We start from the raw sequence: 11,266 nt of genomic DNA, 5'->3' as shown, positions 1-11,266 counted from the left end.
CTTTTTTAAGATAGTATCCCTAATCCATATCTAAGTAGTTTTGATAATGTAGGTTAGCAGAGATTCCAAAACTCTCTGCCAAACGGCATGGGACTGCGTTACCTATTTGTCTCGCCATTGACCCTAAAGAACCATGGAATACATAGTTGTCTGGAAAGGTCTGTAATCTAGACGCTTCTCTAATACTTATGGCCCTGTTTTGTTTAATATCAGGATGTCCAAACCTGCCATTTGAGTAGCTATGACATTTAGTAGTTAAGGTGGGTGCCGGTAAGTGCCAACTCATTCTCCCGTAGGTGTCCGTATGCCCCTTATAATTCTTGTGACACTTGTTTACTAAATGTTCCGGCCAGTCTCTTCGATCACCACCTTCCGGCGTGTGCATGATTCGAGTCAAATTAATTTCTTTCATTTCAGCGGAGACATGTAGTTTATCCAACGCACAAGTACTGCCTGCTTCTAGTTTTGAATACCCTTCAATATAATCCCTGACAGTTGCATATGGTTCTAGGCCATCTCCATGAGTCTTCAACGGTTCACTTATTTCGCCTAACCGACTTGCTAAAAGCACAAATCTTTTTCTCTTTTGGGGAACACCGTAATCTTCCGATCGTGCTATAAAAGCTTTGTACTGATAATTCAAATCAGTGAGAAGTGAAATAAATCTTCTGTACGGACCTTCGGCATTTTCATCGACCTTTTGAATACCAGGCACATTTTCAATCAGGATATAATCAGGTAATAACCGATGAATGAAGCGGTGAGTCTCATCCAGTAAAGTTCTACGGGCATCTTCTCCATACTTAAATTTATTCTGAGATGAAAAAGGTTGGCAAGGGGCACAAGCGGCCATTAAGAGAGGTTGATTATCTGGATTTCTTTCACGAATGACAGCAGAAACATCCTCTTCTGGAATTTCTCGGATATCTCCTTCAAAGAAGGCTGCTTCAGGAAAATTAGCTCTGTAGGAGGCTGCCGCATCCTTGTCAAAATCCAACCCTAAAACAATATCACAACCAGCTTGGCGAAGTCCTTGACTCGCACCTCCACAACCAGAGAAAAAATCCATTACAATCAAATGCTTACCCTAAACTTAGATTATACTAAAATAATATTAAGACGCCAGCATATTATGGTAACAAAAATAAGTTTTTAAAGTAAGATTAGCAGTTAACGCTACGCCTCAAAAAAATTCTGCTTAACCTCCTACAAACATTGTCAAATGTGAGTGGCTCATACCTACAGGATTTTTGATATGGTATTAAAAGTATTGTTCGATATCTTCAATGGGTTGTTGCGGTATTATACCCGTAAAGGAACAGATTTTCTGACAGTGACAGCCAAGCAAATTGCTGCCGTTGAGTGTGCGATGAATGCGAGCCCAAGGTAATCCCTAGGATTTAAACAGCTAACTATGGTGTTCATGCGGTTACGAGACGCGGCTCAATTTTGTGTGTGGGGAACTTCGGGGTTGAGTCCGCGACATTTGTAAAAAGAAGCCGGCTATTGTTACCGGCTTCTTTTATTAGCAATATACTATTTTACTTAGTAGGACACTTTAAAACAAAGTATGAAATTATATTACTCACTCACAAACCAAATAAGCCGTGAGCTAACAACTACTCAACCGTAACTGACTTAGCCAGGTTACGCGGTTGATCTACGTCGGTTCCCTTGATTAACGCTACGTAATAAGACAGCAGTTGTAGCGGGATGGTGTAGATGATCGGCGCGATGGGCGCTTCACAGTGAGGGACGTTGATTACACGCATAGTTTCGTCAGATAAGAAATTTGCATTTTTATCGGCAAACACATACATGATCCCGCCGCGGGCGCGTACTTCTTCAACGTTTGATTTTAGCTTTTCCAATAACTCGTTGTTGGGTGCAACTACGATGACCGGCATTTCTTCGTCAATCAAGGCCAGCGGACCGTGCTTTAATTCACCCGAGGCGTAAGCTTCAGCGTGGATGTAAGAAATTTCTTTTAGCTTAAGCGCACCTTCCATCGCTATCGGGTATTGATCACCGCGGCCCAGGAACAGGCTGTGGTTTTTATCTGCAAACTCTTCAGCCAAATCTTCGATACCCTGGGTAATGGCAAGGGTTTCCTCAAGTTTCGACGGTAAGCTGTGTAACGCGGCTATGATGTTGTCTTTGTGCTCGGCACTTAATCCATTGTGTTTACCCAAGGCAATGGTCAGCATCAAGAATGCAGTTAGCTGGGTGGTGAATGCTTTAGTAGACGCCACACCAATTTCTGCACCGGCTTTGGTCATAAAGGCCAGGTCCGATTCACGTACCAGTGATGAACCCGGCACGTTACAGATTGTCAGGCTGGACATGTAACCTAATTCTTTCGCTAATCTCAATGCGGCCAGTGTATCAGCGGTTTCGCCTGATTGAGAAATGGTCACCAGCAGGCTGTTTTCGTGGACCACTGATTTACGGTACCTGAACTCAGACGCGATTTCGATGCCGCATGACACGTTGGCGTATTGCTCAAGCCAGTAACGGGCTGTCATGCCTGCGTGATAGCTAGTGCCGCAGGCGATAATCTGTACGTGTTTTACCTTGGCAAAAACGTCTTCGGCACCGGCACCAAAGATATCCGCTTCTATGTCTTTTTCGCCTAGGCGACCTTTCAGCGCATTACGCACCACGGTGGGTTGCTCGTGAATTTCTTTTAACATGTAATGACGATAACCCGCTTTATCGCCTGCATCGTGCTCGATATTCGACTCGATAACTTCACGCTCTACCGGTTCGCCATTTTTATCAAACACGGTCACTTCACGACGGGTTATTTCTGCAACGTCGCCTTCCTCAAGGAAGATGAAACGTCGGGTTACTGGCAACAACGCCATTTGATCTGACGCAATAAAGTTTTCACCTAAGCCCAGACCAATAACCAGCGGGCTACCCGAACGCGCAACAACCACGCGAGAGGGGTCTTCTCTATCCATTATGACGGTGCCATAAGCGCCGTGAAATTGTTTTACCGAGTTCTGCACCGCTTTTAGTAACGAAACACCTGCTTTGAGTTCTTCATTTACGGTATGAGCGATAGTTTCGGTGTCAGTGTCGCTGGTGAAGGTGTAGCCTTTCTTCCTTAGCGATTCGCGCAACGGCTGATAGTTTTCGATAATTCCGTTGTGCACTACGGCAACGCGTTCGTCTGAAAAGTGCGGGTGGGCGTTAGCTTCAGTTACGCCGCCATGGGTAGCCCAGCGTGTGTGAGCAATGCCCGTTGTGCCTAGCGCATTCCCCTGGGCAACGGCATCAGCCAGTTCCTGCACCTTGCCAGTGCGACGAATGCGATTAAGCGAACCATCCTGCTGTAACAGCGCCACCCCGGCGGAATCGTATCCACGGTATTCAAGGCGCTTTAAGCCTTCCAGTAAAATTTCAACTACATTACGTTCGGCGACTGCGCCCACTATTCCGCACATACATGACTCCTAATTACTTACCGCGGCGCGGATGACATCCACGCCGTACGCGTTAATTTGTTTGATTGCTTCGTTATCAATTTCATTATCGGTCACCAAGGTAGAAATGGATGACCAGGGTAATTCAACATTTGGGATCTTGCGGGCAAGCTTTTCTGATTCTGCCATCACTACCACTTTAGACGATACCTCTGCCATTACACGACTTAATGATGTCAACTCATTAAACGTTGTCGTACCCCGTTTAAGATCAAGTCCCGCCGCACCTAGAAAGGCAATATCAAAATTGTAGGCCTGCAACATAGATTCAGCCATCTGGCCCTGAAACGAATGTGAGAGCGAATCCCACGTGCCGCCGGTCATCAATACCTGAGGCTCATTCTCTAACTCTAATAGCGTGGTGGCCACATGCAGAGAATTTGTCATCACGACCAAACCACGCTTTGCCGATAGCAATGGCATCAGCGCTGCTGTGGTACTTCCGCTATCAATAATGATCCGTTGATGATCTTTGATCAGGTGCGCTGCGGCAATCGCGATTTCAGACTTACGTTTTGAAACTGTAGTTTCATTACCTGTCTCGTTTTCCGCAGGAATCCGCACCGCACCACCAAACCGACGCAACAACAAACCGCTACGTTCCAGTTCAGACAAGTCTTTACGTATGGTGACTTCAGAGGTAGATAATCGCTGCGCCAGTTTGTCAACAGCCACTTCGCCATCAGTATGAAGCTGCTCGACAATGGCACGACGTCGCTGTTGCGTATTCCTTTTTAACATAACCCGAAAGATAAAGTTTCGATTTGAAAGATATCGTAATATTTTAATTACGAATTGCAAGCTTTTTATGCGAATTTAACGTTATATATTACGATGTGATTAAAACGTGACCCTCGTTCGCTTCTGCCACTGCCACCACACCAGCTAAAATTTCGACACTGGCCAGCATGTCATGGGTGCTGATGGGTGGAGGCTGGCCTCCGTCTATGGCGTAGGCCAGTTGCTTGTAAAACTGAATGTAACGTCCCGATTCGAGAGTGACTGTCTCACAACCATTTTGTGAACATAACTCACCCTCCCTAGCTCCCAACCCGAAGGTACCAGCAGACGGGGAAATACCGTTTTTCAGTTGGTCTTCCTGTGAGTCAAGACCAAACTGGCGGTAGCTACCTTGTGTTCCGCGTACTTCAAAGCGCAACGTTTCGTTGGCCTGAAAGCATGAACTGCCCACGTGGTAATTAAGATCCGGATAGTGCAACGTCAGTTCAAAGTTGTCCGTTGACTGACCATTTTCTCGCTGCGTGTGTAAATACCCACTTATCTTCTGAGGCTTGCCAAGCAACGCTACCGCCTGATCAATTAAATGAGGACCGAGATCCCAGAAAATGCCGCTACCGGCGTCAGCATTTTCTCGCCAACGGTTTTTCGGCTGTGGTCGGAATCGATCAAATCGAGAAACGATGTGTTTAACGTCACCTAATTTATTAGACGCTAACAGGCGACAAACAGTAATAAAATCGCCATCAAATCGGCGGTTATGAAACGCACATAATTTGAGTTGCCGGGACTCAGCTAATGCTACCAGTTCGTTGGCCTCTGTCACCGACAGCACAAATGGCTTTTCGACCAGCACGTGACTGTTAGCTTCCAAGGCTTTTCTGGCTTGATGGCCATGCATCAGATTGGGTGTAGTAACAATGATCAGGTCGAAATGCTGGGCATGAATGGCATCATCCAGCGCCCCATACACCCGGCACTCTGGCAGAATAGCGTTAACTTTAGCGGCATCAGAAGACACCACTGCGTCCACGTTGAACGCATTTAAACAGCGTAGAAAAGGAAGGTGGAAGGTTTGTGCAGCATAGCCGAAACCTACAATTAATGTTTTTATCGCCATGCTGCTTCCTTTTAGGTTTTAGCTTTCAGCTTTTTTTTCGGGTCGGTTCCAACCCTCGATGTTTCGTTGTTTGCCACGCGCAACGGCTAACGCATCGTCACGCACCTCCGATGTGATTACCGAACCCGCACCGACTGTAGCACCGTCGCCAATCTTAACCGGTGCAACCAGTGAAGAGTTAGAGCCAATAAAAGCATTCGCGCCGATGATGGTTTTTGATTTGTTTACACCATCGTAATTGCAGGTAATGGTGCCTGCACCGATGTTCGCATTGGCGCCTACTTCTGCATCCCCCAGGTAAGTAAGATGATTAGCTTTGGCACCTTCTCCCAAGACCGATTTTTTCATCTCAACAAAATTACCTACTTTTGCACTAGCTTTCATCACCGCGCCGGGTCGCAAGCGTGCAAAGGGACCTACGGTGCAACCCTCGCCCACCTGCGCACCCTCAATAACTGATTGTGGTTCAATGACAGTATTATCGCCAATTTCGCAATCTATCAATATACAATTTGCACCAATACTCACGTTATGGCCAATTTTAACCGAGCCTTGCAGAACCACGTTAACATCGATGAAGACATCCTGCCCCGTGGTGACTTGGCCGCGAACATCAATTCGTGCCGGATCGGCCAGCGTCGCACCGTTCGTCATCAGCGTTACCGCCTCACGTTGCTGTAACGCACGCTCTATTCCGGCAAGATGCATGCGGTTATTCACACCTTCAACCTCAACCGCCGTGTCAGGCTGTGCAGCTTTAATGACTTTACCTTCCTGTGCTGCCATGGCGATCACATCGGTTAGATAATACTCACCTTGGGCATTGTCGTTACCCAACGCGTTGAGCCAACGCTTCAAATCTGCGCCGCCCATAATCATCATTCCGGTGTTTATCTCACGAATACGCTGCTGTGCTTCACTGGCATCTTTGTGCTCAACAATGGCAGTAATCTGCTCGCCATTACGAATTATGCGGCCCATGCCGGTTGGATCATCCAGCTCAACGGTTAACAACGCCAAGTCACATTCGCGTTTCACCGCCACCAGGCGTTCCAGCGTCTGTTGCTGAATTAACGGTGCGTCACCCACCAGAATCATCACGTCTTCGTCGTCCTGAAGGTGCTCTGCTGCCTGCTGAACCGCATGACCGGTACCTAGTTGCTCCCCTTGCAAACACCAATTAAGGTGTTGTCCGGTAATGGCTTCTTTAAGCTGGTCGCCACCATGACCGTACACCAGATGAACCTGTTGTGCGGACATCGCTTCAACAGTATTGATAATACGTTGAACCATTGGGATACCACCCACTTTGTGCAAAACCTTAGGCAGGGATGACTTCATGCGAGTGCCCTTGCCTGCAGCCAAAATGACTACTGAAAACGCCATAGTTTTTCCTGTGTATAGATTACTTTTAAAGACAAATTAAAGTCAGTTTAACGAAGGCAGCTGATTAAGTCAGCGAATGAATGCATTATTTGTTCGCACAGCGAGAAAAGATCAAAAATGGTTTCTGGAAGATTAAATTTCGTACAGGTATACTTAGTTAAAATGCAAAAGGGAATAAGTAAAGCAATGTTCAACGAACGCAGTTGTTTTACCTTACACATGGAGTGGACGTAGCCAGTGAAAGCCTTCAGGATGTTGCACAGAAGCTTTTTGTTGCTGTTTGCCATCGTTATTATTTCAATTGTTACGCTTGTACACGTCAGCATTTCAACTATTGTTGCAGAGCAAAGCCGGGCCCAGCAGCAATCACTTTCTCCTGCTATTTCATTAATTGTGGAACAACTTCTTAAGCCACTGCACGTGTCTGAAGTTCTTGGCAAATCGCAAGAAGTTGAAGCGCTGTTAAATGCCGAAGAAGTTGATGAAGAAGCGGTATTCCGAGTACTTCAAAGACTGCAAAGCGAGTTTGATTTATTTTTTTTCCTGGCCAGCGAAAAAGCGCGGATCCAATATGATGCGGATGGCAGTAAACGTTCATTAACAGAAGGTGACATCAGCTGGTATTTCAAATATAAGGATCTGCCGCAAGATAAGGTGGCAGATATCGGCAAGTGGGAAAACCCTCATTTCTTTATCGATATAAAAATCTTCAATGACTACGGCGAATTTCTGGGTTTTTTTGGAATTGGCAAAAGTTTAGCTAGTTTTGTGAGCATTTTTGAAACCTACAAACAACAATTCGGTTATGACTTTCTTTTTGTCGATGAGAAAGGCGACATTATGTTGTCGTCAGATCCCGCTCTGATGGCCGACAGTTCTAATTTTACCAATTTGTCGGAATTAACCTGGTATGCCAGCCTGCCAAAGGCGGTGCAGCAGCAACGCGATCTGAATAATAAGTTAGTTACCATCGAACATGAGGATTACCTGATTGCGGAGGTTAGGCTTAACCAATTTAATTGGACGGTATACCTGTTGAGTCCATTGCAAGAGCGTCAATCTGAGATCTCTCAGGGGTTTATTATTAGTGTGGTGACCCTGCTGGTGGTCATTTTTTCGTTATTCTTGATGGTTTATCACCTGCTGTACTATTTTAGACGGGACATCAATGCTGAGCTCATTATTCGAACGACACACAGTTTGCCGCCCAGGGAAGAAATGGAGTCTTATTATCAAAAGCTGATGAGCCAACACAATGCTGTGAGTATTATTCTGGTCGATTTGGATAATTTCTCTCAACTTAGCGATACCTATGGTAGAAATGTCGCCGACGGTGTGCTGGATAAAGTCGCCGGTTATCTTTCTGGTCAGCTTAATCAAAGCGATGTTCTGGGGCGGTGGAGCAGCGAAGAGTTTATCATATTGCGCCCGCTCTTTGGCCCCCATGATGCCTTTGAGTTTGCGCAGCAGCTGCGCTACGGCATTGCGACTTTATCAGGCCCTGACAGCCAGCCTGATGCAAAAATCACCGCTTCTTTCGGTGTCTCCTTTACTGCCATTCCACGCCCGATGAGTGAGATCACTATTAACGCTGAAGACGCGCTTTACCAGGCTAAACGTGATGGCTGCAACCTAGTGCGCATGCAGCTAATCGAGTAAGCGTTTGAAATGTAGGCAACGTTAGTTGACACGACAATTAACGTCCGCTTTTTTCCTGGAGAATGTTTTCGTTACGCCGGTAGTCAACGCCACCCCGGTTAAAATCAGCCCACCACCAATCAGCGTCTGCACCGACAGCGCTTCACTTAAAAATATTAACCCCCACACGATGCCAAACAGGGGCACCAGGTAGGCAACTGTGATCGCTTTAGCCGGGCCGACGTTGGCGATTAAACTAAAATACAGAATGTAAGCGATCCCCGTGCCCAGGACCGCCAGCGCAATCGCGTTGTTCCAGGCTACTGCTGACGGCATCGCTTCTGGCATGGTGTATAGCGCTAGAGGCAACAACAATAACGACGCGGATGCCTGACTACCGGTGGCCACAGCCAAAGGTCTGACGCCCTGTAAATACTTTTTCATCATACTTGCAGCCAGTCCATAGCAGGTGGTAGCAAGTAGCGCGGTGATAATAGGCAAAATACTGATACCCTGCTCACCAATCTTTTGTGCGCTGATCACTGCCACGCCTAAAAAACCGATGATCAAACCCAGTACGGCTGGCTTGGTTAACTTGTCGCTTAACCACACAAAGGCAATGAGCGCACCGAACATGGGCGCTGTTGCGTTTAAGATGGCATTAACGCCGGCTTCCAGATGTAGACTACTGTAATTGAATAATGCAAATGGAATGGCGGTGTTGATCGCGCCAATTAATGCAATTGCTTTCCAATGCACCAGCATATCCTGCATACCGCCTTTAAATACCAGTACAACCAGCAACACCAGCGTGGCTAACAGAGTACGCACTTCGACCAACGCGAAAATGCCAAATTCGGGCACAGCCACGCGCATAAAGATAAACGAGCCTCCCCAGATTGCACCAAGCAATAATAGTGCGACAACGTCTTTTACTGGCATACGCGCTCCTGTTGTTCTAACGCTAGCAGAAACGCTTTTCGCTCAAGGCCGCCTGCATACCCGGTTAAAGTGCCATTGCTGCCTATAATTCGATGGCAGGGGATAATAATAGCAATGGGGTTGCGCCCGTTGGCCATACCTACCGCACGCACGGCTTTTGCGTTATTTATGCTACGGGCGATGTCAGCGTAGCTGGCGGTGTCACCGTAACCAACCGCCCCAAGGGCTTGCCAGACTTGTTGCTGAAATGGCGTGCCATGCGGACAAAGAGGCAAAGAGAACTCGGTCAGCTCTTTGGCAAAATAAGCCTGTAATTGCTTAGCTCCTTCGCAGGTATGTTGATTGGGAGACGCTTCACGCGGCGCATCGCAAAACCTTACCCCGTTAATTCCTTCAGCGCTGGCACGTATCTCCACGGTACCCAGTGGGCTGGCAAAAAATTGATTGTAGCCGTTACGCATGCTGTTTCTCCTGTGCGGCGAGGTACCAAAGATTAAGGGTGAGATAGCTTCGCCAGGGTGAGGCCATGTCTGCCTTTATTTGTAACTTTGTCGCCATATTACGCGCTACCAAATCATTCTCAAGAAAGATATCGGGTTCACCACAGCCACGAACTAAAAAATAATTGAGTGTCCAGTTGCCAATCCCTTTGATATTTAAAATGGCATCGTTGGTTGGTGTTGCTACCTTACTGTCACAGCAAAGCTGTGCGAACGCGTTCAGTGCCCTTTTACGCTGCTCGGGCATGCGCAAAAAGGATAAGTCACTGCTGGCAACGCTCACCGGATCGGGGAATACCGCGCCGTACTGCACAGTCTTTGAAAGGTGTGAAACTAGCTTATTTAATTGCGTGGTTGCGGCGCTCAAGCTTACCTGTTGCCCCAGTATCGCCCTGCATCCTGCTTCAAAGGCACTAAAAGCCCCGGGAATACGCAAGCCTTTACAGAGTTGATGCGAATGCAGCCCGCTTTTTTTCAGGGCCGCTGAGATCGGGTTAGGGTCAGCATCAACGTCCAGTACGCGACTGATGATGCGAATAACCTGATAAAGGTAGCGCAGCTCATCCAGTCTGATTTCAACGTCAAAAGCATAGTGCTGCGCATTATGCACGGCAGTAGCATGACCGCTGACACCATTAATTTCAAACACTCTTGAATAGCTGTTTTCAGTGACCGTCTCCACACCTGCGATAGCCCGTTGAGCAAGAAAGTCACGTACCCAGTGCCAGTTGTAAGGTGGACGATAAGCCAGCCTGATTTGAACGGAAGGCGAAAGCCCGGGCAAGCTGACATCCCTGACCATTTTCCTGATGGCAGTTGGAGTCAGCTTCCAGTGCTGTTGCAGCAGGCTTTGCAATCGTCTGGCAGAGGCAAATCCCGCGGCGTCAGCAATAATCTCAACCGATAAACTACTATTCTGCAACAGGCGCTTAGCCAACATTAACTGATTAAACAGCTGAAAGCGTTTGGGTGTTACGCCCAGATATTCTGAAAACAGTTTATTTAAATAACGCGACGTGACACCCAACCTGCTGGCAATATGTTCAATGGACTGGATGGGAATTTCGCTCAAGAGTGCCTGGGCGCGCGTCACAGTGGTATTAACGCCATGCCAGGCACACGAGCCGGGGGCGCTATCAGGGCGGCATCGCAAACAAGGACGATAGCCATTCTCGATGGCCTGCGCAGCAAGAGTAAAATACTCGACGTTCTGTTCAGCGGGCAATCTGGCAGGGCAAATGGGCCGACAAAAAATACCTGTGGTTTTCACCGCAACGAAAAATTTTCCGTCAAAACGCCGATCTCGACTTTCTCGCGCGGCTTGGTAAATTTCAACATCATGTTGGAGCATGAAAATTCCAGAAGCTGTTAACAAGGGCTTAAGTTTACTCGTATCAGTGAGGATGTATGCGACGATTTCGGAACTATATATTGTCTCGTTTATTTGCCGG

Annotated in this window: 9 protein-coding genes; 1 reads left to right on the top strand and 8 read right to left on the bottom strand. The window is 47.2% G+C overall.

What is annotated here, in order from left to right; all coding sequences use genetic code 11:
* Nucleotides 1–19: 19 nt before the first annotated feature.
* The 5 genes from HCJ96_RS12460 to glmU all read right to left on the bottom strand — a co-directional run bounded on the left by HCJ96_RS12460 (nt 20) and on the right by glmU (nt 6,735).
* Nucleotides 20–1,069, bottom strand: coding sequence for a DNA cytosine methyltransferase (locus HCJ96_RS12460; RefSeq protein WP_211162811.1), 1,050 nt, complete (start codon nt 1,067–1,069; stop codon nt 20–22).
* A gap of 550 nt (nt 1,070–1,619) precedes the next feature.
* The gene (glmS, locus tag HCJ96_RS12455) at nt 1,620–3,452 is read right to left on the bottom strand and encodes a glutamine--fructose-6-phosphate transaminase (isomerizing) (RefSeq protein ID WP_169211390.1); all 1,833 of its coding nucleotides are present in this window, start codon (nt 3,450–3,452) and stop codon (nt 1,620–1,622) included.
* 9 nt (nt 3,453–3,461) lie between these two features.
* A complete protein-coding gene (locus HCJ96_RS12450; protein ID WP_169211389.1) occupies nt 3,462–4,232 on the bottom strand; it encodes a DeoR/GlpR family DNA-binding transcription regulator in 771 nt (256 codons plus the stop codon).
* Between the two features lie 88 nt (nt 4,233–4,320).
* On the bottom strand, nt 4,321–5,349 hold the full coding sequence (locus tag HCJ96_RS12445; RefSeq protein ID WP_169211388.1) for a Gfo/Idh/MocA family protein: 1,029 nt from the start codon (nt 5,347–5,349) through the stop codon (nt 4,321–4,323).
* Nucleotides 5,350–5,367: 18 nt separating this feature from the next.
* A complete protein-coding gene (glmU, locus tag HCJ96_RS12440; protein ID WP_169211387.1) occupies nt 5,368–6,735 on the bottom strand; it encodes a bifunctional UDP-N-acetylglucosamine diphosphorylase/glucosamine-1-phosphate N-acetyltransferase GlmU in 1,368 nt (455 codons plus the stop codon).
* 237 nt (nt 6,736–6,972) lie between these two features.
* On the opposite strand from glmU, the gene HCJ96_RS12435 reads away from it, so the two are divergent.
* The gene (locus tag HCJ96_RS12435; RefSeq protein ID WP_169211386.1) at nt 6,973–8,394 is read left to right on the top strand and encodes a diguanylate cyclase domain-containing protein; all 1,422 of its coding nucleotides are present in this window, start codon (nt 6,973–6,975) and stop codon (nt 8,392–8,394) included.
* Nucleotides 8,395–8,415: 21 nt separating this feature from the next.
* On the opposite strand, the gene HCJ96_RS12430 is transcribed toward HCJ96_RS12435, so the two are convergent.
* The 3 genes from HCJ96_RS12430 to HCJ96_RS12420 are packed head-to-tail and all read right to left on the bottom strand — an operon-like array spanning nt 8,416 to nt 11,166.
* On the bottom strand, nt 8,416–9,315 hold the full coding sequence (locus HCJ96_RS12430; protein WP_169211385.1) for a DMT family transporter: 900 nt from the start codon (nt 9,313–9,315) through the stop codon (nt 8,416–8,418).
* Complete coding sequence (locus HCJ96_RS12425) at nt 9,306–9,776, bottom strand: methylated-DNA--[protein]-cysteine S-methyltransferase (protein ID WP_169211384.1); 471 nt, start codon at nt 9,774–9,776, stop codon at nt 9,306–9,308. The genes HCJ96_RS12430 and HCJ96_RS12425 overlap by 10 nt, the downstream gene beginning before the upstream one ends.
* A complete protein-coding gene (locus HCJ96_RS12420) occupies nt 9,769–11,166 on the bottom strand; it encodes a DNA-3-methyladenine glycosylase 2 family protein (RefSeq protein WP_169211383.1) in 1,398 nt (465 codons plus the stop codon). Before HCJ96_RS12420 ends, HCJ96_RS12425 begins: the two co-directional genes overlap by 8 nt.
* Between the last annotated feature and the right edge of the window lie 100 nt (nt 11,167–11,266).

The organism is Alteromonas ponticola, assembly GCF_012911815.1.
In the GTDB taxonomy this organism is placed as follows: Bacteria; Pseudomonadota; Gammaproteobacteria; order Enterobacterales; family Alteromonadaceae; genus Alteromonas; species Alteromonas ponticola.
The sequence above is the reverse complement of the archived record's forward strand: the minus strand, read 5'-3'. Positions and strand labels throughout refer to the sequence as shown.

Bases quoted from the DNA above. Each gene is read 5' to 3' on its own strand.
- HCJ96_RS12460 (WP_211162811.1), bottom strand. From the start codon at position 1,069: ATGGATTTTTTCTCTGGTTGTGGAGGTGCGAGTCAAGGACTTCGCCAA.
- glmS (WP_169211390.1), bottom strand. From the start codon at position 3,452: ATGTGCGGAATAGTGGGCGCAGTCGCCGAACGTAATGTAGTTGAAATT.
- HCJ96_RS12450 (WP_169211389.1), bottom strand. From the start codon at position 4,232: ATGTTAAAAAGGAATACGCAACAGCGACGTCGTGCCATTGTCGAGCAG.
- HCJ96_RS12445 (WP_169211388.1), bottom strand. From the start codon at position 5,349: ATGGCGATAAAAACATTAATTGTAGGTTTCGGCTATGCTGCACAAACC.
- glmU (WP_169211387.1), bottom strand. From the start codon at position 6,735: ATGGCGTTTTCAGTAGTCATTTTGGCTGCAGGCAAGGGCACTCGCATG.
- HCJ96_RS12430 (WP_169211385.1), bottom strand. From the start codon at position 9,315: ATGCCAGTAAAAGACGTTGTCGCACTATTATTGCTTGGTGCAATCTGG.
- HCJ96_RS12425 (WP_169211384.1), bottom strand. From the start codon at position 9,776: ATGCGTAACGGCTACAATCAATTTTTTGCCAGCCCACTGGGTACCGTG.
- HCJ96_RS12420 (WP_169211383.1), bottom strand. From the start codon at position 11,166: ATGCTCCAACATGATGTTGAAATTTACCAAGCCGCGCGAGAAAGTCGA.